The 24,441-nt window shown below is 61.8% G+C and carries 25 protein-coding genes; 14 read left to right on the plus strand and 11 right to left on the minus strand.

What is annotated here, in order from left to right; translation table 11 throughout:
• Nucleotides 1-185 precede the first annotated feature (185 nt).
• The 4 genes from nhaA (at nt 186) to AC07VV_RS14165 (ending at nt 3,250) form a co-directional block, all read left to right on the plus strand.
• Nucleotides 186-1,373: a Na+/H+ antiporter NhaA gene (gene nhaA, locus AC07VV_RS14150; RefSeq protein ID WP_495036556.1), complete on the plus strand. Its 1,188-nt coding sequence runs from the start codon at nt 186-188 to the stop codon at nt 1,371-1,373.
• 121 nt (nt 1,374-1,494) lie between these two features.
• On the plus strand, nt 1,495-2,718 hold the full coding sequence (locus tag AC07VV_RS14155; protein ID WP_495036557.1) for an S-type pyocin domain-containing protein: 1,224 nt from the start codon (nt 1,495-1,497) through the stop codon (nt 2,716-2,718).
• Nucleotides 2,719-2,725: 7 nt separating this feature from the next.
• Nucleotides 2,726-2,971, plus strand: coding sequence for a colicin E3-like toxin immunity protein (locus AC07VV_RS14160; protein ID WP_495036558.1), 246 nt, complete (start codon nt 2,726-2,728; stop codon nt 2,969-2,971).
• A 27-nt stretch (nt 2,972-2,998) separates the two neighbouring features.
• On the plus strand, nt 2,999-3,250 hold the full coding sequence (locus AC07VV_RS14165) for a pyocin S6 family toxin immunity protein (protein WP_495036559.1): 252 nt from the start codon (nt 2,999-3,001) through the stop codon (nt 3,248-3,250).
• 75 nt (nt 3,251-3,325) lie between these two features.
• On the opposite strand, the gene AC07VV_RS14170 is transcribed toward AC07VV_RS14165, so the two are convergent.
• Nucleotides 3,326-3,790, minus strand: coding sequence for an outer membrane lipoprotein (locus AC07VV_RS14170; RefSeq protein ID WP_495036560.1), 465 nt, complete (start codon nt 3,788-3,790; stop codon nt 3,326-3,328).
• 168 nt (nt 3,791-3,958) lie between these two features.
• Between AC07VV_RS14170 and AC07VV_RS14175 the strand changes: the two genes are divergently transcribed.
• Nucleotides 3,959-4,195, plus strand: coding sequence for a hypothetical protein (locus tag AC07VV_RS14175; protein WP_085712943.1), 237 nt, complete (start codon nt 3,959-3,961; stop codon nt 4,193-4,195).
• A gap of 5 nt (nt 4,196-4,200) precedes the next feature.
• Here AC07VV_RS14175 and pdxH read toward each other — a convergent pair whose 3' ends face one another.
• The 5 genes from pdxH to dinG form a co-directional block, all read right to left on the minus strand.
• The gene (gene pdxH, locus AC07VV_RS14180; RefSeq protein WP_096819525.1) at nt 4,201-4,848 is read right to left on the minus strand and encodes a pyridoxamine 5'-phosphate oxidase; all 648 of its coding nucleotides are present in this window, start codon (nt 4,846-4,848) and stop codon (nt 4,201-4,203) included.
• Between the two features lie 24 nt (nt 4,849-4,872).
• Nucleotides 4,873-5,982 carry an OmpA family protein gene (locus tag AC07VV_RS14185; RefSeq protein ID WP_495036561.1) on the minus strand — a complete coding sequence of 370 codons (1,110 nt, stop codon included), beginning with the start codon at nt 5,980-5,982 and terminating at the stop codon, nt 4,873-4,875.
• Nucleotides 5,983-6,095: 113 nt separating this feature from the next.
• On the minus strand, nt 6,096-7,241 hold the full coding sequence (locus AC07VV_RS14190) for a serine hydrolase domain-containing protein (protein ID WP_493065390.1): 1,146 nt from the start codon (nt 7,239-7,241) through the stop codon (nt 6,096-6,098).
• Between the two features lie 94 nt (nt 7,242-7,335).
• The gene (locus AC07VV_RS14195; protein WP_495036562.1) at nt 7,336-9,693 is read right to left on the minus strand and encodes a beta-agarase; all 2,358 of its coding nucleotides are present in this window, start codon (nt 9,691-9,693) and stop codon (nt 7,336-7,338) included.
• Nucleotides 9,694-9,788: 95 nt separating this feature from the next.
• A complete protein-coding gene (gene dinG / locus AC07VV_RS14200; protein ID WP_495036563.1) occupies nt 9,789-11,933 on the minus strand; it encodes an ATP-dependent DNA helicase DinG in 2,145 nt (714 codons plus the stop codon).
• Nucleotides 11,934-12,299: 366 nt separating this feature from the next.
• Between dinG and AC07VV_RS14205 the strand changes: the two genes are divergently transcribed.
• Nucleotides 12,300-12,764, plus strand: coding sequence for a CopD family protein (locus tag AC07VV_RS14205; RefSeq protein ID WP_495036564.1), 465 nt, complete (start codon nt 12,300-12,302; stop codon nt 12,762-12,764).
• Between the two features lie 50 nt (nt 12,765-12,814).
• On the opposite strand, the gene AC07VV_RS14210 is transcribed toward AC07VV_RS14205, so the two are convergent.
• The 4 genes from AC07VV_RS14210 to AC07VV_RS14225 form a co-directional block, all read right to left on the minus strand.
• A complete protein-coding gene (locus AC07VV_RS14210) occupies nt 12,815-13,573 on the minus strand; it encodes a collagen-like protein (protein WP_495036565.1) in 759 nt (252 codons plus the stop codon).
• Nucleotides 13,566-13,844 carry a DUF1145 domain-containing protein gene (locus AC07VV_RS14215; RefSeq protein ID WP_495036566.1) on the minus strand — a complete coding sequence of 93 codons (279 nt, stop codon included), beginning with the start codon at nt 13,842-13,844 and terminating at the stop codon, nt 13,566-13,568. The genes AC07VV_RS14210 and AC07VV_RS14215 overlap by 8 nt, the downstream gene beginning before the upstream one ends.
• 163 nt (nt 13,845-14,007) lie before the next feature.
• On the minus strand, nt 14,008-14,730 hold the full coding sequence (locus tag AC07VV_RS14220) for a PA1041 family peptidoglycan-binding anchor lipoprotein (protein ID WP_096819533.1): 723 nt from the start codon (nt 14,728-14,730) through the stop codon (nt 14,008-14,010).
• Between the two features lie 91 nt (nt 14,731-14,821).
• Nucleotides 14,822-15,517: a PA1041 family peptidoglycan-binding anchor lipoprotein gene (locus AC07VV_RS14225; protein WP_495036567.1), complete on the minus strand. Its 696-nt coding sequence runs from the start codon at nt 15,515-15,517 to the stop codon at nt 14,822-14,824.
• 199 nt (nt 15,518-15,716) lie between these two features.
• Between AC07VV_RS14225 and AC07VV_RS14230 the strand changes: the two genes are divergently transcribed.
• Genes AC07VV_RS14230 through AC07VV_RS14245 form a run of 4 tightly spaced genes read left to right on the plus strand, consistent with a single transcriptional unit; the run spans nt 15,717 to nt 17,445 of the window.
• Nucleotides 15,717-16,214 (plus strand): DUF6231 family protein, encoded by a 498-nt coding sequence (locus tag AC07VV_RS14230; protein WP_495036568.1) that lies wholly within the window; start codon nt 15,717-15,719, stop codon nt 16,212-16,214.
• Nucleotides 16,215-16,218: 4 nt separating this feature from the next.
• A complete protein-coding gene (locus AC07VV_RS14235) occupies nt 16,219-16,695 on the plus strand; it encodes a YchJ family protein (RefSeq protein ID WP_495036569.1) in 477 nt (158 codons plus the stop codon).
• A 31-nt stretch (nt 16,696-16,726) separates the two neighbouring features.
• Nucleotides 16,727-17,227, plus strand: a complete 501-nt coding sequence (locus AC07VV_RS14240; RefSeq protein ID WP_495036570.1) for an LEA/WHy family protein — start codon at nt 16,727-16,729, stop codon at nt 17,225-17,227.
• A 5-nt stretch (nt 17,228-17,232) separates the two neighbouring features.
• Nucleotides 17,233-17,445, plus strand: a complete 213-nt coding sequence (locus AC07VV_RS14245; protein ID WP_053155520.1) for an SEC-C metal-binding domain-containing protein — start codon at nt 17,233-17,235, stop codon at nt 17,443-17,445.
• Nucleotides 17,446-17,523: 78 nt separating this feature from the next.
• Here the strand turns inward: AC07VV_RS14245 and AC07VV_RS14250 are convergent, their stop codons facing one another.
• Entirely contained in the window at nt 17,524-18,081 is a 558-nt protein-coding gene (locus tag AC07VV_RS14250) for a cysteine hydrolase family protein (RefSeq protein ID WP_495036571.1), read from the minus strand.
• Nucleotides 18,082-18,228: 147 nt separating this feature from the next.
• Between AC07VV_RS14250 and AC07VV_RS14255 the strand changes: the two genes are divergently transcribed.
• The 4 genes from AC07VV_RS14255 (at nt 18,229) to AC07VV_RS14270 (ending at nt 24,380) form a co-directional block, all read left to right on the plus strand.
• Nucleotides 18,229-18,873, plus strand: a complete 645-nt coding sequence (locus tag AC07VV_RS14255; RefSeq protein ID WP_495036572.1) for a glutathione binding-like protein — start codon at nt 18,229-18,231, stop codon at nt 18,871-18,873.
• A 144-nt stretch (nt 18,874-19,017) separates the two neighbouring features.
• Complete coding sequence (locus tag AC07VV_RS14260) at nt 19,018-21,468, plus strand: penicillin acylase family protein (RefSeq protein ID WP_495036573.1); 2,451 nt, start codon at nt 19,018-19,020, stop codon at nt 21,466-21,468.
• A gap of 192 nt (nt 21,469-21,660) precedes the next feature.
• The gene (locus AC07VV_RS14265) at nt 21,661-22,695 is read left to right on the plus strand and encodes a ligase-associated DNA damage response exonuclease (RefSeq protein ID WP_495036574.1); all 1,035 of its coding nucleotides are present in this window, start codon (nt 21,661-21,663) and stop codon (nt 22,693-22,695) included.
• Complete coding sequence (locus AC07VV_RS14270; protein ID WP_495036575.1) at nt 22,692-24,380, plus strand: ATP-dependent DNA ligase; 1,689 nt, start codon at nt 22,692-22,694, stop codon at nt 24,378-24,380. The genes AC07VV_RS14265 and AC07VV_RS14270 overlap by 4 nt, the downstream gene beginning before the upstream one ends.
• The last annotated feature ends 61 nt before the right edge of the window (nt 24,381-24,441 follow it).

Here is a 24,441-nt window from a genome sequence, read left to right on the forward strand (position 1 = left end):
AAAAATCCTACTGCACCAACAGATACAGCTGAGCTTCAATCCCTTGGGCAACTGCTAGGCTCTGCTGCACGTCGACCTGGCGCTCTGTAACCACATATAACAAAAAAGAATATAACTTTTGTTTTAACAACTAACGGTACGGGTTAGGGTGTCCCACCTTTTGACTTTATCGATGGAGAGCGACCTTGCCTCTGCGTAGCACTTTCACGCGTTTCTTTCAGTTGGAAGCTGCCAGCGGTCTGTTACTGATCGCCGCGGCCATCCTGGCTTTAATCATCAACAACTCGCCGCTGTCGTGGTTGTACAACGGCCTGCTCGACACCCCGGTGGTGGCGCAGATCGGCGCGTTGAAGATCGCCAAACCCTTGCTGCTGTGGATCAACGACGGCCTGATGGCGCTGTTCTTCCTGCTGATCGGCCTGGAAGTGAAGCGCGAGGTGCTCGACGGCCAGCTGTCGAAACCGTCGCAGATCGTCCTGCCCGGTGCGGCGGCCATCGGCGGCATGCTGGTGCCGGCGCTGATCTACTGGTTCCTCAACCGTGACAACCCGGCAGCCCTCGACGGCTGGGCGATTCCGACCGCCACCGACATCGCCTTCGCCCTCGGCGTGCTGGCCTTGCTCGGCAAGCGAGTGCCGGTGTCGCTGAAGCTGTTCCTGATGACCCTGGCGATCATCGATGACCTCGGGGCCATCGTGATCATCGCGATCTTCTATTCCGGTGAACTGTCGACCCTGTCGCTGGGCCTGGCGGCGGCGTGCATCGCGGCGCTGGTGGCGATGAACCGGCTCGGGGTGGTCAAGCTCGGGCCGTACATGATCATCGGCCTGATCCTGTGGGTCTGCGTCCTCAAGAGCGGTGTCCATGCGACGCTGGCCGGCGTGACCCTCGCGTTCTGCATCCCGCTGCGCACCAAAAACGCCGAGCCTTCGCCGCTGCTGACCCTGGAACACGCGCTGCACCCGTGGGTCGCCTACGGCATTTTGCCGCTGTTCGCCTTCGCCAACGCCGGCCTGTCGCTGACCGGTGTGACCGCCGAAAGCTTCACCCACCACGTGCCGATGGGCATTGCGGTGGGCCTGCTGCTGGGCAAAACCATCGGTGTGTTCGGCCTGACCTGGCTCGCCGTCAAGACCGGCATCGCCGCCCTGCCCCAAGGCGCCAATTGGGGCCAGGTGCTTGGCGTGGCGATCCTCTGCGGGATCGGCTTCACCATGAGTCTGTTTGTCGGCTCCCTCGCCTTTGTGCCGGGTGCCAGTGAATACGCCGGAATGGACCGGATGGGCATTCTTACCGGCTCGGTGTTCGCTGCATTGATCGGTTATGCGGTGACCTTGGCCGCGAGCAGAAAGAACACCGCACTGCCTTCCTGATGCCGTAGCGAACAATCCCCACGTCTTTAGAGACGCGTCCTACAGCCACGATTTTCCTGCTTCGTTAACGTCGTGCAGCCCCTTTCGAGGGGCTGCCGATGCATGAACGAAAGGACAATCAGTGGCTGGTCAAAAGGACATTCCCCGGGTTCCCAACCCACCGGCAGGCGACGGGCATCACGCCACCTACCGCTACCTGACGGCCACCGAGCTGGCCGATCAGGACGAGCGACAAAACAAGTACGACGCCATGCTGGCGAGACAGGATGCCTTCGAGCGCAGCCGTGAGGTGGCGGCGAACAAGCCTGAGCCGGTGCGTGCCGGCTGCGTGTTCGCCAAGTCCTGCAAGTTGCCGGACGCGATCATCGATTACTCGAGTCCTTCGGGGATGGTGCCGACTGACAGCCTGAAAGATTACGGCGACCTGATCCTGCTCGGTGGCCGTGAAGCCGATGACAGCGGTGGCGTTGCACTCAAGAAAATCAGCGGCACTGCCATTCCATTGGGCCTGGGCAGCTTTGCCCTTGCCGGCGAAGCTTTCAAGGCATTCCCGGCCATGGCCTCCGCCGCCGTCATGACCCCTTTGGTCGGGCTGGTGGCGTTGCTCATGCCATCGAACCTGGGCGACAGCGCCCTCTACACCGAAGACCAGTTGCTAGCCCTCAAACAGGCTCGAACCCGCGTGCGCTTGCGTGTCGAACAACAGGCCGACGGCAGCCTCAAGGGTTACGGTTTCTACACCGGCAAGAACCGCGACTGGGAAATGGTTGATGTCGCGCAGTTCACCGCACGCGATAACCGCTTTGTCGCAGACCTCGGCGAAGGCATCGAACTGATCTGGACGCCCGCCGTGGACGGTTCCGACATTCTCGGAATACCCGCGCTGGAAGCCGCTCCGCAGGCACCGCATATCTGGGTGTATCCGCCGACGAAAGCGGCGGACGGGATTCTGGTGAACCCGGTTTACCCGCCGGAGTATCGGGATTTCATATTGGTGTTTCCAGCAGGTTCGGGGGTAAAACCGTTATACGTTGTACTGACCACATCACGCATAGGCTTGGCACCCGCAGGCCATAGCTACCATAAACCGCCGAAGACCGACCAAATCACCGCATTTCCAGACCTGAAAAAAGTTAAAGACATGAATCCGGTTCAGGGTGGAGGAGGACTTCGTAAGCGCTGGACTGATGCTAAAGGAAAGAACATTTACGAATGGGACTCAAGACATGGAGAGTTAGAAATGTACAGAAGCGATGGAACTCACCTAGGAGCCTTCGATCCCTACACAGGTGAGCAACGCGAAGGGACTATAAAAGAAAGAAGCATCAAAAAAAGATATCTGTGAGGAAGAGATGGGACTGGAACTAAGACTGGAGTGGTACAACACAGCAACCCAGCAATTCCAAGGCGAGGAGTCGTCAAAAGATCTGGGGGATGATGAATCAGTACTGAATGCCTTAGGCATTCCTGTGGAGGGCAACATCAATAATGGCAGCTTCAACGTCGTCGAAAAGTGGGTTGCGACCATTCAGCCGTACTTTCAACATCAAATCGCTCTGAGCACCAACGACTATCAAATTTCGTTTGACTACAGTTAATACCGACAGACAGGCTGATTGACCTTAATGCGCTACCTTTCAATTACCGGCTTTTTCCCTGATGAAGCTCAAGACGACTCTTTGCAATTCGAGCTGGATATCACGGGTAGTGAGATGAATGAAAAAGTTGCCCAGCTCTCAGAGTCCAAACCTCTTAGCGAGGTCGAGCCGGGCGAGTTGTTGTTGAATCAAGATCAGATAACCGCGCTAGAGAACCTTTTAAACGTCAGGTTCCCAAAGGATTTGGAATACTTTGTGGGCACCCGTGCCGAATATTGATTCGTCAATTCAAAGGCAAACAAAAAACCCCGACCAGTCACCTGATCGGGGTTTTCCTTTACCGTTCTTTCGCGCTTAGTGCGAAACGCGACTGGTCCCGCCAACAGTCGAAATCCGTACCCGCTCACCGACGCGGAACACTTCATTCTCCTGCACTTGCTGCACGTAGGCGCGCATGCTGCCGTCGTCTTCGCGCACGGTGATTTCAACGCCCTGGGTACGGGTCAGGCCTTCTTCAGTGGCCGAGCCGATCAGGCCGCCGGCCACGGCACCGATAACGGCTGCAACGATGCTGCCTTTGCCGCCGCCGATGGCGCTGCCGCCGACACCGCCCACCGCTGCACCGGCGAGGCCGCCGATCGGGGTCTTGGTGCCTTCGATTTTCACCGGACGCAGGGATTCGATGGTGCCCATGCGAATCGTCTGCACACGACGCGCTTCGTCACGGGAGTAGGAGTCACCGGTCAGGCTCGATTGGCAGCCGGTAAGCAACATCGCTATCGTGGAAAAGGAAGCAACCAGCAGAACAGACTTACGCATAGGATCAACTCCAAAGGACAGGTATTCATTAAACTCCGCAGCTTGACGCCTGTCACGGCGCCGCCCGGATAAATTTGGTTTCATTCAGGCCCGGTACAGGGCCTCCACGAACTCACCCAACAGTAGCGCCAAAATACATAGCTTGCGCCGCCGACCCCAAGGATTTTCATGGATTACTTCATCATTGTCGTCACAACCGTCGCCGGTTTGTACTTCCACTGGTGGTTGTACGTGCGGATCAAACGCTGGATGGACCGCGATCTGGCATTGTCGCTGGCCGGCAAGGATGAAGGCAAACGCGCCTACATGCTCGAACGGCTGGCGCAAGCCCGATCGCAGAAAATCAGGCGTCGGGACCTGCCGAAGTGGCTTGAGGCCGCTGCGGCTGGCTATCCCGCTCGGTAGACTGCTTAAGGTGCCAGACGTTCAAGAATCCAGTCGGCGCCCTGCAAACGGTAGTTGAGGCGATCGTGCAGACGGCTCGCGCGGCCCTGCCAGAATTCGATGCGCTCGGGGAGCAAGCGATAGCCGCCCCAGTGTTCCGGGCAGTCGGGCTGGGTGTCGGTGAAGCGTTGCTCGGTCGCCTTGAGCAAATCTTCCAGTTCACCCCGGCCGTTGATCACCCGGCTCTGCGGTGACGCCCACGCGCCCAGTCGGCTGCCCAGCGGGCGCACTTGATAGTACGCGTCGGACTCCTCGGGCGTGACCTTCACCACTCGCCCTTCGATGCGCACCTGGCGCTCCAGGGTCGGCCAGAAGAACGTCATGGCCGCGAATGGATTCGCGGCCAGATGCTGGCCCTTGGCGCTTTCGTAGTTGGTGAAGAAGGTGAAGCCCTGCTCGTCCAGGCCCTTGAGCAGCAGAATGCGGCAGTGCGGACGACCGTCCGCATCGACCGTGGCCAGGGTCATGGCGTTGGCTTCCACCGGGGCCTGCTCGGTTTTCACCGCATCAGCGAACCACTGGTGGAACAGCGCGAAAGGCTCGGCCGGGGCTTGCGCCTCGGTCAGGCCGTCCCGGGTGTAATCACGACGCATATCTGCCAGAGCCTGGGTCATGGCGCATTCCTTTTCGTTAGCGGATCACTGTTTCGCGGCATCGGTCGCAACGACTTTCTTGTCGGTTGCGGCGGCTTTGGCCGGCGTGGTTTTCTTGGCTGGAGTCTTGGCTGGCGCTTTCTTCGCTGGAGCCTTGGCAGCCGCTTTCTTGGCCGGAGCCTTTTTGGTCGCCGGTACTGCGGCTTTCTTCGCCGCCGGAGCCGGGGTGACCGGTTTGGCGACAGGCTTGACGTCCTGGGCAGCGACCATGGTCACTGGCGCCGGAGCCGGCATGTTGTACTTGCTCAGCAGCGCAACCATGGTGTTTTGCGGGGTCACCAGCAGTTCGACACGACGGTTCAGTGCTCGGCCTTCAACGCTGTCGTTGGCCGCACGCGGCGCTTCGGAGCCCATGCCGCGCAGCATCAGGCGATCACGCTGCAAGCCGCTGAGACGGAAGATCGCTGCCACGGCCTGAGCGCGTTCCTGGCTCAGTTTGGTGTTCGCCGGGGCTACGCCGGTGGTGTCGCTGTGACCGAGCACCAGCACGGCGGTTTTCGGGTCGGCTTCGAGGATTTTTGCCACGCGGGTGAACGGGCCCAGAGTGACCGGCAGCAGCATGGCCGGGCGATCCGGGTTGAACGAGCCTTCAACCGGTGCGATCACGACCAGCACGTTTTCACGGCGTTCGAGTTGCAGGTTACTGTCCTTGATCGCCGTGCGCAGACGCGGCTCGTAGTCATCCAGCCAGGCCTGAGTGACCTTTGGATCTGGCATCGGCACGACTTTGGCGGTGTCCTGCGACTTGCCGCCGAACGGCCACCACCACTTGGTGCCGGTGTCGGCATCGGCCTTGGCGACAACGGCAGGCTTGGCTTCAGGTTTCACTTCGGGCTTCACGTCGGCCTTGGCCTTGTCCGCCGAATCATCGGAACCGAACGGCCAGTACCAATGGCTGCTGCTCTCGGTCTTAGCGACCGGTGCGGTGGCGGCCGGTTTCAACGGTGCAGGAGCCGGAGCCGGCTCCTTGGCCGCGACTTTGTCGGAAGAACCGAACGGCCACCAGCTGCCGCCATCGGCGTCATTCTTCGGAGTCTGTGCACAACCGGTAATCGCGAAACACAGGGCCAGGGCGAGAGTTTGTTTGGACGACATTGGTAACCCACAAAAATAAGTAATGGACAATCAGAGGACTTTCGCCCGGATAAACAGACGCTTTGAATCGAAAAACCGGTCGAGGTTCCGGCCCTGGAACCTCTGGCAACGCTTTACAGACAAGTGGCAAGTACCCGCGCCAGCTTCTGCGCGCGCGGATCCATCAAGACGTACGGCCCCAGGGTATTTGTCACAAATCCGAACGCGACATCGTGCTCCGGATCAGCAAAACCGATGGAACCGCCCGCCCCCGGATGCCCGAACGCCCGGGGGCCGAGGCCGTAGGTGGCGTTTGGCACGTCAGGTTGATCGAGCATGCAGCCGAGACCGAAACGGGTGCGGGTCAGCAAGGTCTTGTCCTCGCCGAGGCTGTGTTCGCGGGTCAGCTCGTCGAGCATTTCGCTTTCCAGCAGGCTGCCGTCGAGCAGACCGGCATAGAACCCGGCCAGGCTGCGCGCATTGCCGTGGCCATTGGCCGCCGGTTGCTGCATGCGCCGCCATTCCGGTTTGTTGGTGCTGGTGAGCACCGACGGCGGATTGGTGAAGGCGCGAGTGGTCATGGCTGTTGGCTCGCGCATGGTGACTTGCAACAGGCGCTGGGCGGCGGCATCGCCGACGTTACCCTTGCCCCGTGCGATGTGCGCCACGCGATGGAATTCTTCGTCGGCCAGGCCGACATGGAAGTCCAGCCCCAAGGGTTTGGCGACCCGCGCGACAATTGATTCCCCAGGCCCGCGACCGTCGGCACGCCGCAGCAACTCACCGATCAGCCAGCCGTAGGTGATCGCGGCATAACCGTGACCGGTGCCCGGCGTCCACCACGGTGCTTCGGCCGCGAGGGCGTCGACCATGGTTTGCCAGTCATACAGGGCTTCGGGGGCCAACAGTTCGCGCAGGGCCGGCAGACCGGCCTGATGGCAGAGCAGTTGACGCAGGGTCACGGATTCCTTGCCGGCGGCGGCGAATTCCGGCCAGTAGCGGGCGACCGGAACATCGAGTTGCAACTTGCCTTCGGCGACCAGTTGCAGCGCGGTGACGGCAGTAAAAGTCTTGGTGCAGGAAAACAGGTTGGCGATGGTGTCGCTGTGCCAGGCTTCGCTGCCATCCTTGTCGGCGGTGCCGGACCAGAGGTCGAGGACGGTTTCGCCGCCGACCCGGATGCACAACGCGGCGCCACGTTCCTGGGGATCGTCGAACAGTGCGGCGAAGGCTTCGCGCACCGCTTCGAATTGAAGCTCGTAATGTCCCTGAATCTGCACCCGCAACTCCCCCGCGAAAACGCTCTACAAAGTGGCCCGCATTGTTCCAGCCCTTGAGGGTTTTGGGAACAGCGGCGGGCCGGGCGGTTCTGTCTCAGTGGCCGTTGCCGGAATGCCCGCCGGTATGGCCGGCGCCCTGCGCCGGACCTTTGCCGGCCTCGCCTTTGCGCCCGCCTTCGGTTTCGTGACCGGCCTTGTCCGCCGCCGCTGCAGCCTTCGCGGCCTCTTTACCGAGTTGATCGATCGTCGCCAGATTGCTCTTGCGCACGGTTTCGACAAAACCCTGGTACGGCAAGTCGGTCACACCGACCAGACCGAAGTGGCCGTTCTCACCATCGAGCAGACGTCCGGTCACCGGTTGGTCGAGGTACTGGAACCAGTGCACACCAACGATCGACGGCTCGCTCAGCGCCTGCTTGAGGAAGTTGGCGTAGGCCGGGCCACGGTCTTCTTCCTTGCTCAACGGCGTCACGCCGCCCCAGAACGGACCGCGATCGGTCGAACCGAAGTTGAACTCGGTGATCAGCACCGGTTTGTCGAGGCTGCGCAGCGCGGCGAAGTCATACCCGTCCTGCGGTTGCAGGGTGTACATGTTGAAGCTCAGCACGTCGCAATACTGCGCGCAGGAGGCCACGGCTTCCGGCGTGCTGATGGCGAACCGGCCGCCCAGCAGCAACTGGTTCGGCGCGTGCCATTTCAGCGAATCGGAAATGGTCTTGAAGTAGGTGTCGGCGAAAACCTTCTGGAAGTATTTGAAGTCGGCCTCGATTTCCGGGTGCTCAGGGTTCGGCAGCGGCGCTTCGAAACCCGGGTCTTCCATCAATTCCCACGCCGGCAGATCGATGCCCCAGGCCTTCGACAGCCCCGCCTGATTGCGGTACTTGTCGCGCAATTGCTTGAGGAACGCACGCTTGGCCGGAACGTCCGTGGTCATTTTCAACGTGCCGTAGGCCAGCGCGTAACGCGACTTCGGATCATCACCGGGACCGGCCCAGGCCAGTTCGTTGTCGGCGAAGTAGCCGATCAGCCACGGATCGTCGCGGTGATCGCGGGCAGCAATCGCCACAGCGCGCTCGGTGGCCATGGCGAAACGCGGATCGAACGGGTCAGGCATGCCGCCCCACCAGTCGTTGCCGGTGCTGATGCTGGTGTAATCACCGACGATCGACAGCGGCAAGGTGTACGGCACGCGCTCGGCGTCGCTCAGTTGCGGTGCGCTCCAGTTGCCGACGGTGTTGAAGCCCCACGCCTGCAGACGGTCGAGGGTATGGCTGGCCCACTTCTGCTCATCGATGGTGGCTTTGCACGGGGTGGCAGGCGCTTGCTCAGTCGCCGCCGGAGTCACGCAAGGTTCGCCGTAAAGGCGTTGCAGGTTGGCGCCATAGAAGTCATACCAGCGTCCGTTGCCGTAGCCACGGCCCTGATCGGAACCATTACCACCACGGTTGTCGCCCTCGCCGAAGTGACTGGCCAGTGGCTCTTCAGGTTTTGGCAGGGATTCGAACATGTACTCGCGACCGGCCACGTAAGTCTGATTGACCTCGGGGCTGACGGTGTTCACACCCAGGGAATAGAACGGATGGCCCTCCGGCGTCACCAGATACCAGCGGCCATCACGTTTTTCGGTGCGGAAAAAGCCACTGGCCTTGAATGCCGGGCCTTTGCTCCAGCCGCCGAACTTGTCCAGCGACGACTTTTCGCGCTCGGCCAGCCAGGTTTTCAGCTGTTGCTGTTCCTTGGCGGCGGCGGATTTCAGTTGTTCGTCATTGGCGACTTTCTCTGGCCATTTGCTGCGGGTCGACTGACCGTAGGCATCCACCAGATTGCCGTAGGCGGCTTTGATCACCTCGCCCTCGTCCTGCACGCCAAAGCGCTCCAGCAACAGGCTTTGCGCAGCTTTCGGCTGGTCCATCGACAGGCTGACAGACACCACCTGGCTGCGATCCAGTTCACCGTTGCTGCTGGCCAGCAACACGCGCTGCCCGTCGATGGTCATTGGCATCAGCGGCCCGGCCTTCATGCCCTGGCTCAGCGGCGAGGTCGCGGTCAACGGTACGAGCAAGGTCTGTGCCGGGCCGGCCGGCAGATCAACGCGGCTGACCAGGGTCTTGCCATCGTTGCTCTGGATTTGTACGTAAACGGTCACGGCCCAGTTCATCGCGCTCTGGATGCGCAGGCTCATCATGCCGGACTGCGACCAGTCCCAGGCACCGGTCTGCGGGCTCAGGCGCAAGGTCGGGCGCGCCACCGGATTGAAGGTCACCCGGCGCAGCACTTCGCCCTCGGGCGTCTGCTCGGCGTTGGCTTGCGGCAGGTCGGCGTTTTCGGTCGCGACTTTCACCACGTCGGCGGGGCGGACAAAGTTGAACAAGGTCTGCTGCCCGGCAGGTGCCGCCAGCAAAGGCGCAGCGAAAACCAGGGCAAAAACGGCAGGCAACGAACGACGAATCATGAGAACGGATTTCTCCCTAACGACCAACAATGGCCAATGGAAAAGCGATGGCGCAGAGATAGACAACGCGGCGGGCAAAACTGCCCACCGATGTCTCAGGATATTTCACGACGGAAAGGAGGCAACGCATTGAGGATCGCCTTGCCGTAGCGCTGGGTGACCAGCCGCCGATCCAGCAAGGTGATGGTGCCGCGGTCTTCTTCGGTACGCAGCAGACGGCCGCAGGCCTGAACCAGTTTCAGCGAGGCGTCGGGCACCGAGATTTCCATGAACGGATTGCCGCCCCGGGCTTCGATCCATTCCGACAGTGCGGCCTCGACCGGATCGTCCGGTACCGAGAACGGAATCTTGGCGATCACCACGTGTTCGCAATAGGCACCCGGCAAGTCCACCCCTTCGGCGAAACTGGCGAGGCCGAACAGCACGCTGGAATCGCCGCCATCGACCCGCGCCTTGTGCTTGTTCAGGGTTTCCTGTTTCGACAGGTTGCCTTGAATGAACACTTGCTTGCGCCAGTCGCGATCGAGGCCATCGAACACGTCCTGCATCTGTTTACGCGACGAGAACAGCACCAGCGTGCCACGCGAACCTTCGACCAGATCCGGCAACTCACGGATGATCGCGGCGGTGTGAGCGGCGGCATCACGCGGGTCGGCTTTCAGGTCCGGCACCCGCAACACACCGGCATCGGCGTGATGGAACGGGCTCGGCACCACGGCGGTGACGGCTTTCTTCGGCAGGCCGGCGCGCATGCGGAAACGATCGAACGTGCCGAGCGCGGTCAACGTCGCCGAGGTCACCAGGCAGCCGTAAGCCACGTTCCACAGGCTGCGGCGCAGGGTTTCGGCGGCGAGGATCGGGCTGGCGTTGACCTCGATGTCGAACAGCGAACCGCTTTCCGCCAAGGTCAGCCAGCGGGCCATCGGCGGGTTGTCTTCCGGGTCTTCGGCGGTGAACGCGGTCCACAGCTCCCAGTTGCCGGACGCACGGGACAACAGGCTGCCGAACAGTGGATACCATTCCTCGGCCTGGTTGCTGGCGATGCCGATGTTGAGCTCGCCGTCCATGCCTTCCTTGAGCAGATCGGTCAGACGGGTGAACAGGTCGTTGAGACGTGAGTAGCCTTTCTTCAGCTCGATGCCCATCTCGCGCATGTGCTCGGGAATCACCCCGCCGATGAAGCGATGGCGTGGGCGCTCGCGGCCTTCGACGTCTTCGCCGGGTTTAAAATCGGCGATCTGTTCACAGGCAGTGAACATGAATTGCTGCTGGGTCTTGATCTCCCGCGCCAGCTCCGGCACCTGCTCGATCAGTTTGCCGAGGTCGCCCGGCAGCGGATGCTGGGCCAACAGTTTGGTGAGGTTCTTGGCGGTGGTTTCCAGCCAGTCGGCGGTGGAACGCAAACGCGTGTAATGGGCGAAGTGGCCGATGGCCTTGTCCGGCAGGTGATGACCTTCGTCGAACACATAAATGGTGTCGCGCGGATCGGGCAATACCGCCCCGCCACCCAGCGCCAGGTCGGCGAGCACCATGTCGTGGTTGGTGACGATCACGTCGACCTTGCCCATGCCTTCGCGGGCCTTGTAGAAGGCGCACTGGCCGAAGTTCGGGCAATGGCGGTTGGTGCACTGGCTGTGATCGGTGGTCAGGCGCGCCCAGTCGGCGTCTTCCAGCGCGTTGGGCCAGCTGTCGCGGTCGCCGTCCCATTTATTGCCGGCAAGTTTCTCGATCATGCTGGTGAACAGCTTCTGGCTGGCCTCATCGACCTCGATCTTGAAGCCTTCCTCTTCGAACAGCTGCGCCGTGGCGGTCTGTGCGTGACCTTCCTGCAACAGCATGTCGAGCTTGGACAGGCACATGTAGCGGCCCCGGCCCTTGGCCAGGGCGAAGCTGAAGTTCAGCCCGCTGTTGCGCATCAGGTCGGGCAAGTCCTTGTAGACGATCTGCTCTTGCAGCGCGACGGTCGCGGTGGCGATCACCAGGCGCTTGCCGGCCAGTTTCGCCGTAGGAATTGCGGCCAGACTGTAGGCCACAGTCTTGCCGGTACCGGTGCCGGCTTCCACCGCGACAATCGCGGGGTCGCCACTGCGCCGGCCTTCGTCGTCGGTGTCGATATCCCCGAGGACCTTGGCAATTTCAGCGATCATCAGGCGCTGGCCGTAACGCGGTTTGAGGCTCTTGGCCTCTAGAAAACGCGAATAGGCGCCCTGGATCGTGGTTTTGAGTTCAGTGCTGATCATGTGTTGTCGGGCGCAAAAACGCTGGATAAATTTTCAGTGGTTTGGGGGGCGTTCTCGATTAGTTTCCACGCCGCGTTGTCGCCTTAAAGCGGGCCAGGCAAGGCGCAGGCCGCTGGAAATGGTTGTTCCCTTTCCAAGGCCTGCAACGCAGGCTGGCCCGCTTTAAGGCACAACCCGAAGGGCCGGGCCTGCTGTTGTGCAGGGCTGCGTTGCTCGAAGCTTATTTGGAATGGCCAAACCACGCTTCTCGCGCCTTGCCCTGCACAACAGCAGACCCGGCGCGGCGCGGAAACTAATCGAGAACGCCCCCTGAATCGGCGGCTATCATACCCCGCTAATCAGTCCCGCGCAGAACGGAGTACCCCAATGACACCTTTTAGCCTCGTTTACCCCCTGCATGTCCTTGCCGCCCTGGTGTGGGTCGGCGGCATGTTTTTCGCCTGGATGGTGCTGCGCCCGGCGGCCGTGAAGGCTCTGGACGGCCCCGGCCGACTGACCCTGTGGGTGGAAGTGTTTCAAGGTTTTTTCCGCTGGGTGTGGGGCGCGGTGATTCTGCTGCCAGTGACCGGGGTGGGCATGTTGCATCTGCAGCACATCGGCTTCGACAACGCGCCGCGTTATGTGCAGGTGATGATGGGGTTGTATGTGGTGATGACCGCGCTGTTCATCCGGATTCAGGCATTGATGCTGCCCGAATTGCGCACGGCGGTGCAGGCAAAGGACTGGCCAGCGGGTGCGGCAGTGCTGGGGCGGATTCGCAAGGTGGTGGGGTTCAATCTGTTGGTCGGGCTGGTGCTGGTGGCGATTGCCGCAGCGCGGCCGTCGTTCTGAAGTGAAGCTGATCGTTCCCGCTCAGTGGGAACGATCAGACAGGGAACGGCTTACAGACGCTGTACGGTGACAGACCCCGCCGCCCCCGCAGGCCCCGGCTGACCGTCAGCCCCAGGTTTGCCGCTCTTGCCGCCATCGGCGCGATACACCAGGCACCCCTTGGACTTGCCGCCCGCCCCCGGCTTGCCGCCAGGCCCCGCCGGGCCACCGGCACCACCGGCGACTTCAACCTTGATCAGCTCGGCCGGAAACTCACGAGGCACTTCCAGGCGCACCAGCGCACCCGGCGCACCCGGCTGGCCATTGCTGCCGTCACTGCCATCGAAACCGTGTCCGGCCTGGCCCCAGGTGCAGCCCGGTTCCTGACCGTTGGCGCCGTCGAGGCCGACAAAGCCCGGCGCACCGGTGCCGCCGCGTGCATCGACGATCAGCTGCGGTGCATTCAGCGCCTTGAATTGCAGGTTCAGGTTACGCCCGGCACGGGCGGCTTTTTCATAGGTCCCCGGCGCACCGCGAGCGGTGATGCGGCTGCCTTCGGCAAGCGCGGCTCGGGTGACTTTCAGATCCAGCGCCTGTTCACCCGGCACGATGGCGATACGTGCGTCACGGCCCAGCTGCAACTCGCCGACGCTCAACTCGGTCACGTTGGAGGGCACCAGCAACGTGCCGTAATCGGCAACCACCAGTTTTTCCAGTTGCAGGGTGCTGGCGGTGTTGGGCAAACGCATCAGGGAATTGGGCTCGACACTCACCACCTGGGCACAGGCCAGAGGACTGATGAATGCAGCGAGCAGGCAAAGTTTACGCATGGGAAGCCTCCGGAGCGGCCGGGGCCGGGATGGTTTGCAGGTGGAAAACGCCGAACAGCAGGACACGACCACGATCACGCCACGGGTGCGGGCGACCTTTGAGGCTGCGATTGCACAGCAGCACTTCCAGCAGATGGATCGCCAGCAGCAGAACAGCGGCCAGATTGACCAGCAGATGCAACGGATGAACAAACGGCACCAGCTGATTGGCCAGCACCACGCAGCAGAACAGCAGGGTCAACCATCGCCCCAGCCCACAGAACACCTTCATACGCTCCCCCGTGTTGCGAATTATTCTTTGGGCGCACAGTAACGGCTTCCGTACGGGATAAGCCAGAGGGGGAAATAAAAAAGTTCCGGGCACTCGTCGGATGTCTGCCGGGGCGACGATGAACATCGCCCGACAGCTCTAGCCTGCGGACTACAGACACGTCCTAACGATTGATATGCAACTCCACGCGACGATTTTGCGCACGTCCCTCTTCAGTCTCGTTGTCAGCCACCGGTTCACGTTTGCCACGCCCTTCGCTGGTGAGTTTGTCCGGCGCCAGCCCCTGGCTCAGCAGATAGGCCGCCACGCTGCTCGCGCGACGTTCCGACAACGCCTGGTTGTAAGCGTCCGAACCCTTGCCGTCGGTGTGGCCGATGACCTTGATGCTCACCACATCGGCGTTGCGCAACTTGTCCATCAGCGAATCCAGCTGACTTTTCGCCGCAGGTTTGAGGTCGGACTTGTCGAAGTCGAACAGCACGTTGCCGGCATCGCTCAGGGTGATGACTTCGGATTGCGGGGCCGGTTCGGCCGGTTTCTCGGCGACCGGGTATTGCGGCAGCGGACAACCACGGTGATCGACCGGGGTGTTGGCCGGAGTGTCAGGGCAACGGTCGCGACGGTCGAACACGCCATCGCCGTCTTCATCGCCATCCTGGGCGTAACAGATCAATCCGCCGGTGAGGATCCCCAGCGCTGCGCCGCCACCGGCCCAGCCACCGCTTTCAATCGCGCCCAGACCGCCGCCGACCAGTCCGCCAATGAGGCTGCAGATCGGCCAGGTACGTTGATTGAGGGGGGCAGTGCCATCGCTGTGAGTAGCGCAACCGGTCAAGAGGCTGCCAAGCAGCAGCACCGGCAAGACGGACCTTGAGAATACACTCATTGTGAAAGCTCCTGTGTCACCGGCCCATACCGGTTACACAGGAGTAAAGACCCGCATCCGCGACTGCACAAGCCGCGGATGCGAGGGGGGGCTAGCGTTCGATTTTGATTTCCGTGCGACGGTTCAGCGCACGGCCATCGGCGGTTTTGTTATCCGCCACTGGCTGGCTTTCACCGGCACCGGTCACCGAAACGAAGCTGGAACGTGGCACACCATCATGGATCAGGTATTCCACCACCGAGTGCGCCCGACGATCCGACAGTTTCTTGTTGTAGGCATCACTGCCCACGCTGTCGGTATGACCGGTCACGGTCAGTCGCGCGGTGCTCGATTCCTGTTTCAGGCGCGTGGCGACCTTGTCGAGTACCTGTTTATCGGAAGGCGTCAGGGTGGCCTTGTCGAACTGGAAGTGAACATCGCGGATGACGATGGTTTCTTCCTTGACCACTACAGCTTCTTCAACCACTGGTGCAGGGGCTGGTGGAGGGCAGCCGTCAGCATCGACCTGCACGCCTCTAGGCGTATGCGGGCACTTGTCGCGACTGTCCGGCACACCATCGCCGTCTTCATCGCCATCACCGTGCACCCAGCAATAGGCTGCTGCCGTACCGCCGACGAGTAATGCGCCATAGCCTGCCCATGCAGAGCTTTCCGTCGCACCGAGACCCGCTCCGACGACACCGCCGACTGCCGCACAGGTCGGCCAGTCGGTTTTCTGCAAACCTGCGCAACCAGTCAACACACTGGTTAGCAGAACCAAGGGTAATGCTGTCCGAACTATGCTCATCTAGTTTTCTCCTGAGGGATCGGCTTAGAACCGATTCAGGGAGTAAAGACCGGAGTTTTAATCTCCGCCAGCAATAGGCCACTGCTGTTTGCGAGCGTGTTCACAGGACTTCGACGCATTTGGCGCAAACCCGCAGGACAGAGATCTAGGCCTCGACGCTTGGGCAGGCTAGTCTTGGCGATCTGATTGAGGAACTTCGATGAACGTCGCCCTGTCTTCCCGCACGCCACAGCAGGCACTGGCCGCCCTGCTGGACCGCTACGCCCCGGCCCGTCTGCTGCTGATCGGCGCCAGCGAATTCCCCGCACTGGCGGCGTTCAAGCACGCGCACCCGGACACCCGCGTCGCCCATGCCGCGCCCGGTGCCTTGCCGGCAGAACTGGCCGCACAGCGTTTCGACCTGGCGCTGGTGGTCGATTGCCTTGAACATTTGCCCAAGCGCGATGGCCTGAATCTGCTCGGCGGAATCCGCAACCTCAACGCCAGCCGCATCGCGGTGCTGGCGGACCTGTCGGCCAGCGGCTGGCAGGAAACGGACTTCTATTCACTGGCCCTGCAAGCCAGCGAGCGTTTTGCCCGCGACGAGCAGGTTCTGACCCTGTTCACCTATGATCTGCTTGACTACAAACAAGTCCCCGACTGGCTCAACTCGCGATTCTGGGCCAATCCGGAAAACTTCGGGAAATACTGGTGGTAATGCAATGAGTACAGCCATTTGCCCTTGCGGCAGCGGCAACCTGCTGGATGCCTGCTGCGGCCATTATCATGCGGGCCATCCGGCCCCGTGCGCCGAAGCCCTGATGCGCTCGCGCTACAGCGCCTACGTGCTGGGCCTGATCGATTACTTGGTGGCGACCACCCTGCCCGCCCAGCAGACAGGGCTCGATCGTCAGTCGATCAGCGCCTGGAGCGCTTCGAGCACGTGGCTCGGGCTGGACGTTGAAAGCTCGGAAGTCTTCGGCGGTCAGCCGGAACACGCCTTCGTCACCTTCACTGCGCGATGGCACGACAGCCAGGGTGAGCACAGCCACCGCGAGCGCTCTTCGTTTGTGCAGAACAGCGGGCGCTGGTACTTCATCGATCCGACCGTGCAGCTCAAACTGGGGCGCAACGATGCCTGCCCGTGCACCAGCGGCCAGAAGTTCAAGAAGTGCTGTGCGGGGTATTTCGGCAGCTGAGGCTAGACTGGGCATCAAAGGGAGTTAAACCATGCTCGGTCAATGGCGCACGTTCAAGGCTTTCACACTGCTCATGTTCCTGGGGATCAGCTTCTCGGGGCTTGGCGGCTGCACTTCATGGTTCGCCGACGACACCCTCGACCCTGCCGTGCATCTGGTGAAAGTCGAAGTGGTGCGCGCCAAGTTGCTGGAGCAGAAATTCATCCTGCATTTTCGCATCGACAATCCCAACGACAGTGACCTGACCGTGCGCGGCCTGGAATACCGCGTGCATCTGTCCGACATGTTGTTGGCCGAGGGCGAGCATGAGCACTGGATCACGGTCGGCCCCAAAAGCAGTGCTTTCTATAAAGTGCCGATCCGCACCAACCTGTGGCCGAAGGTCAAAGAGGTGGTGAAAATGCTGAAGAATCCGCACCAGCAGATTCCCTATCGCCTGCAGGGTGAGATGGAAACCGGTTTATTCATCGCCCACTACGTGCACCTGGAGCGCAATGGCGTGATAATCCCCGCCGATTTGATTACGGAGTGACCCCGATGACCCAGCAACCTCATGTCCATGGCCCTGACTGCAACCACGATCATGACCATCACCAGCATGATCACGATCATGACCACGGCCATGTGCACGGCCCGAACTGCGGCCACGCCCACCAGGAACCGGTGCGCAACGCCTTGAAAGACGTCGGCCGCAACGACCCTTGCCCATGCGGCAACGGCAAGAAATTCAAGAAGTGCCACGGCGCTTGATGTTTCGGGCGAACACTCGCTTCGCCCGTTAGATCGCTATCGCGGGCCTGCTCGCGATAGCACTGTCACCTGCGGTTTTCAGCCTGCTGCCAGAATCTGTTCAGTGCCGACCACCGTCGCATACTCCCCGTGCAGATTCCCCAGCGACATCCCGTGCACCTCTTCAGCCGAACGCGGCGTGCCGAAATAATCGGCCTTGTCGAAGGTAAAGCACGCATCCTCCGCCACCCACGCATCAAACCCCAGATTGCCCGCTGTGCGCGCCGTGGACTCCACTGAATTGTTGGTGGCCACGCCGACGATCACCAGTTCCTCGATTCCCGCCTCACGCAACTTCGCTTCAAGCTTTGTTGCACAAAACGCGTCCGGCACCTGTTTCTGGATCAGCCATTCCCCTTCCTGCGGCAAGAACCTTTCCTGAAACTCCACCCCTGACTGCTCGGGCCAGAACACCGAATCCGGTGAGCGCGACAGGTGCTGTACGTGAATCACCGGGCGCCCGCTGCGCCGCCAAAAGTTCAGCAAGTCGAGGATTCGCTCTTCGGCCAACGGATTATTCCGTCGCCCCAGACGCGGCTCCAGAATGCCTTTTTGCTGGTCGATGATGATCAGTGCAGCGTTGGCCTTAAGCTCCATGGCGATTTTTCTCACGCGGGGTCATTGAATTTCCCGCACTTGAGCATCACTTCCTGTCACTAAGCAAGCTATCGAACGCACACAGGACAACCTGAAGCCGGCGTTTGCTGTCCGTACGTAAGCCATTTTCCTGATTTGGAGCTTTCCATGATCGACCTGTATTACTGGACCACGCCCAACGGCCACAAGATTTCCCTGTTCCTCGAAGAGGCAGGCCTGCGCTACAACGTGCACCCGATCAATATCAGCCAGGGCGAGCAGTTCCAGCCGCATTTCCTGAAGATCGCCCCGAACAATCGCATCCCGGCCATCGTCGATCATGAACCGGCCGATGGAGGCGAGCCGTTGTCGCTGTTCGAGTCCGGCGCCATCCTGCTGTACCTCGCGGAAAAGACCGGCAAGTTCCTGCCCAAGGACCTGCGTGGTCGCCAGCTGGCGCTGCAATGGCTGTTCTGGCAGATGGGCGGGCTGGGGCCGATGGCCGGGCAGAACCATCATTTCAGCCAGTTTGCACCAGAAAAAATCCCCTACGCGATCAAGCGCTACATCGATGAAACCGCCCGTCTGTACGGGGTGCTGGACAAGCAACTGGCCCACAATGAGTTCGTCGCCGGCAGCGAATACAGCATCGCCGACATGGCGATCTACCCGTGGATCGTCTCTCACAAATGGCAGAGCCAGAACCTGGAAGACTTCCCGAATGTGCAGCGCTGGTTCAACCACATCAAGGATCGCCCGGCGACCGTGAAGGCCTACGCGCTGGTGCAGAAGATCAATCCGCCGAAGGCTTGAGTCACCCGGCCTGATCGTTCCCGTACGCGGGAACGATCAACGGGAAGAAATAACCGCTCGCCCCGCTTGCGCGGCCCCCTCCTGCTCACTAACGTAGCGGCTTTATTGCGCCCCCAGCCTCTACACCCCCGCAGGAGCTTTGCCATGGCCTCGCCAGCCCTTTCACATTTTCTTCCCCGGTTCGGCGTTGCCGCAGCAGTGACCGGTGTCTTGAGCCTCTCCGGTTGCCAGACCTGGAACGCACAGGACACCCTCCCGCCAACCTCCGGCGTGCAGCCGCTCAAGGGCCTGGCGCAGAACGTTTCGGTACGCCGCAATGCCATGGGCATGCCGCTGATCGAAAGCAACAGCTTCCACGACGCGCTGTTCGCCCTCGGCTATGTGCACGCCAGCGACCGCATCAATCAGATGGTGACCCTGCGCCTGCTGGCCCAGGGTCGTCTGGCGGAAATGTCCGGCGCGTCGATGCTCGACGCCGACCGCTACATGCGCGCCGTCAACCTGAAGAAAAGCGCAGGCGAGCTGTACAAGGCCTCGTCGCCACGGCTCAAGCGCTTCTTCGAAGTCTATGCGCGGGGCGTCAACGCCTACCTGTTCCGCTATGCCGACAAGTTGCCGGGTGATCTGGCCTCCAGCGGCTACAAGCCTGAGTACTGGAAACCGGAAGATTCGGCGCTGATTTTCTGCCTGCTGAACTTCAGCCAGTCGGCCAACCTGCCGGAAGAAATCGCTTCGCTGGTGCTGGCGCAGACCGTCACCACCGACAAACTCGCCTGGCTGACCCCGTCCGCTCCCGACGAAAACCTGCCGGTGGCCGAAGCCGACAAACTGCAAGGCATCAAGCTCAACGGACAGATTCCGGGCCTGAGCGAACTGAGCAACGCCAGCGAACAACTGGCGGCGATGAACCTGCTCGGCGCCAGCACTTCGAACAACTGGGCGATTGCCCCGCAACGCAGCCGCAGCGGCAAGAGCCTGCTGGCCAGCGACAGCCATGGGCCGCTGGCCGCGCCGTCGCTGTGGAGCTTCGTGCAGATTCACGCACCGAAGTATCAAGCCGCGGGCGTGACCGTCGCCGGTCTGCCGATGGTGCTGGGCGGTTTCAACGGCAAAGTGGCGTGGAGCCTGACCAGCGTCTTCGGCGACAACCAGGACCTGTTCCTGGAAAAAATCCGTCGCCAGGGCAGCAGCCTGACCTACGAGGTCAACGGCAAATGGCAGCCACTGGGCGTGCGCAACGAAACCTATTTCGTCAAAGGCCAGCGGCCGATTCGCGAAGCGGTGTACGAAACCCGCCACGGGGCGCTGCTCAACAGTGCCCAGGCCGCCGCTCAAGGCGCAGGTTTCGGCCTGGCGTTGCAGACGCCGAGTTTCACCGATGACAAATCTCTCGATGCGTTTTTCGATCTGAGCCGTGCGCAAACCGTTGAACGCGCGTCCGACGCCAGCCGGGAAATCCGGGCCATCGCGCTGAACCTGGTATTTGCCGATGCCAGCAACATCGGTTGGCAAGTCACTGGACGTTTCCCGAATCGCCGCGAAGGCGAAGGCCTGCTGCCATCGCCGGGCTGGGAAGGTCGCTACGACTGGGACGGTTACGCCGACCCGATGCTGCACCCGTACGATCAGGACCCGAGCCAGGGCTGGCTCGGCACCGCCAACCAGCGCGTCATTCCTCACGGCTACGGCATGCAACTGTCCAACTCCTGGGCAGCGCCGGAACGTGGCGAGCGCCTGGCGGAACTGGCCGGCGGCGCCAAACATGACGGTCGCAGCATGATCGCCATGCAGTACGACCAGACCACCACCTTCGCCGCCAAGCTGAAGAAAATGTTCGAAGCACCGGGCATGGCGCAACCGCTGAAACAGGCGATCGACGCTCTGCCGGAAGCGGAGCGCAGCAAAGCCCGCGAGGCCTACACCCGTCTGATGGCGTTCGACGGCAAGCTCAGCCCGACTTCCGCTGACGCGGCGATCTACGAGTTGTTCCTGCAAGAAAGCATGAAGCAGATCTTCCTCGACGAACTCGGCCCGCAAAGCAGCCCGGCGTGGAAAGCGTTTATCGCCAATGGTGACTTGTCCTACGCCGCCCAGGCCGATCATTTGCTGGGCCGCGAAGACAGTCCGTTCTGGGACGACGCCCGCACGCCGCAGAAAGAAGACAAACCGGCGATCCTCGCCCGCAGTCTGGCGGCGGCGATCAGCGCCGGCGACAGTCAGTTGGGTGGCGATCACAAAGCCTGGCAGTGGGGCAAACTGCACCGCTACGAGTGGAAGAATGCCAACGCCCAGACCGTTCGCGGTCCGCTCGCGGCCGGTGGCGATCACACGACGCTGAATACGGCGGCGTTTGCCTGGGGTCAGGACTTCAACACCACCCGTGCGCCATCAATGCGCTTTATCGTCGACTTCGGTCAGAGCGAACCGCTGATGGGCCAGAACGGTACGGGGCAATCCGGAAATCCGGTTAGCCCGAACTACCTGAACGGGATCGATCCTTGGCTGAAGGGCCAGTACATTGGTCTGCCGATGCAGCCGCAGAACTTTGATCGGGTGTATGGCAAGACGCGGTTGACCCTCACTCCCGGGAAATAACCCCCCCATGATCGTTCCCACGCTCCGCGTGGGAATGCAGCCCGTGACGCTCCGCGTCACTGGACGCAGAGCGTCCCTTGAGGCGTTCCCACGCAGAGCGTGGGAACGATCGTGCGGTATCCGCAAAATCAATAGAACTTCTGACTTCGCGCAAACCTCATAGCTAACAAGTCCCTCCATTCCGGTAACGCCATGGACCTTGTTATCGCCCGCCCCGAAGGCCTGTATTGCCCCGCCGGGGATTTCTACATTGATCCGTGGCGCCCGGTCGAGCGCGCGGTGATCACGCATGCCCACGGCGATCACGCCCGCACCGGCAACGCACACTATCTGGCCGCCAGCGCCGGTGAAGGGATTCTGCGTGCGCGTCTGGGTCAGGACATCAACCTGCAAACGCTCGAGTACGGCCAGCGCCTGACTCACCACGGCGTCACTTTGAGTTTCCACCCCGCCGGGCACGTTCTGGGTTCGGCTCAGGTACGCCTGGAGTACTGCGGCGAAGTCTGGGTCGCGTCCGGCGACTACAAGATCGAGCCCGACGGCACCTGCGCGCCGTTCGAACCGGTGCGCTGCCACACTTTCATTACCGAATCGACCTTCGGCCTGCCGATCTACCGCTGGCAGCCGCAAGCACAGGTGTTCGGCGAAATAAACCAGTGGTGGCAGGCGAACATCGAGGCCGGCAAGGCCAGCGTGCTGTTCTGCTACTCGTTCGGCAAAGCCCAGCGAATCCTGCACGGCATCGACGAAACCCTCGGCCCGATCCTCAGCCACGGTGCGGTGGAGCCGCTGAACCGGGTCTATCGCGAGGCCGGCGTGTACCTGCCACCGACGATCTACGCCGGCGACGTGAAGAAAAACGATCCGCTGATGCGTCAGGCGCTGGTCATCGCCCCGCCCTCGGCCGGTGGCAGCAGCTGGATGCGACGTTTCGGCGACTACAGTGACAGCTTCGCCAGCGGCTGGATGCGCCTGCGCGGCACCCGTCGGCGGCGCGGCGTGGATCGCGGTTTCGTGCTCTCGGATCACGCCGACTGGCCCGGCCTGTTGTGGGCCATCGAACAGACCGGCGCCGAGCGGGTGATGGTCACCCACGGATCGATCGGCGTGCTGGTCCGCCACTTGCGCGAAAAAGGTCTGGACGCCCAGGGTTTCAACACCGAATACGGTGACGATGAACAAGACAACATGGCTGTCGAACCCGCCGTTGCCGAGGTGCAACCATGAAAGACTTCGCCGGGTTGTACGCCGAACTCGACGCCACCACCTCCAGCAACGCGAAACTCGCGGCCATGCAAAGCTACTTCGCTCAGGCCGCTCCGGAGGATGCTGCCTGGGCGGTTTACTTTCTGTCCGGCGGGCGGCCTCGGCAACTGGTCCCGGTGCGAATCCTGCGTGATCTTGCGGTCGAAGTGTCCGGGCTAGAGCCATGGTTGTTCGAAGAGAGCTATCAAGCCGTCGGCGATCTGGCGGAAACCATCTCGCTGGTGCTGCCGGAAAATCCGCACACCTCCGAGGCCGGTCTCGCCGAATGGATCGAACAGAAACTGCTGCCGCTACGCGGTGAAACCCCGGAGTACCTGGCCCGACAGTTGCCGGCACTGTGGGCGCAACTCGACCGGCCGAGCCTGATGCTGTGCATCAAACTGATCACCGGCAGTTTTCGGGTCGGCGTGTCCAAACTGCTGGTGACCCGTGCCCTGGCGTCGATGGCTGGGCTGGACAGCAAACGCGTGGCGCAACGGCTGGTGGGTTACACCGATCTGTCCAACCGGCCGAACGCCGCCAGTTACCTGAAACTGATCGCCCCCGAATCCAGCACCGAGCACGCCCAGCGCGGCGGTCAGCCTTATCCGTTCTTTCTCGCCCACGGTCTGTCACAACCGGTCGAACAGTTCGAAGCCCTGCTCGGCCCGGCCAGCAACTGGCAAGTTGAATGGAAGTGGGACGGCATCCGCGCGCAAGTGGTCAAGCGCGACGGGCGCCTGTGGATCTGGTCTCGCGGCGAAGAACTGGTGACCGAGCGCTTCCCCGAACTCGACAGCCTCGTCCACGGCCTGCCCGACGGCACGGTGATCGACGGCGAAATCGTGGTCTGGAAAAACTCGCATCCCACCACCGAAGATGTGTTCGACCCGCAATCGACGGCGCCACCGGCGGTACAACCCTTTGCCCTGCTTCAGCAACGGATCGGTCGCAAGACACTGGACAAAAAGATCCTCGAAGACGTGCCGGTGGTCGTCCTCGCCTACGACTTGCTGGAATGGCAGGGCGAAGACTGGCGCAACCAACCCCAATCCCGGCGCCGCGAACAACTGGAGCGCGTCATCGCGCAGTGCAACAACCCGGCGCTGCTACCCTCCCCGGTGCTGACCGGCAGCGACTGGTTCGACCTCGCCCGCCAGCGCGAAGCCTCCCGGCGACTGGGCGTCGAAGGCATGATGCTCAAGGCCCGCGACGCGATGTACGGCGTCGGTCGCACCAAGGACATGGGCGTTTGGTGGAAATGGAAAGTCGACCCGTTCAGTGTCGACGCGGTGCTGATCTACGCCCAGCGCGGCCACGGTCGACGCGCCAGTCTCTACAGCGATTACACCTTTGCGGTGTGGGACGGCCCGCCCGGCGCCAGCCCGCGCGCACTGGTGCCCTTCGCCAAGGCCTATTCCGGGCTCACGGACGCGGAAATGCGCGAAGTCGACAGCATCGTGCGCAAGACCACCGTGGAAAAGTTCGGCCCGGTCAGCAGCGTAACGCCCAGCCTGGTCTTCGAACTGGGATTCGAAGGTATCGCCCTGTCGCGCCGGCACAAGAGCGGCATCGCCGTGCGCTTTCCGCGCATGCTGCGCTGGCGCCAGGACAAGACCGTGGAAGAAGCCGACAATCTGGCGACGTTGCAGAATCTGCTGGTCTGATCCCTCCCCTCCCGATGCTCACTCTGATCGTTCCCACGCTCTGCGTGGGAATGTCTCAATG

This window comes from Pseudomonas sp. GW821-FHT02C04 (assembly GCF_059421845.1).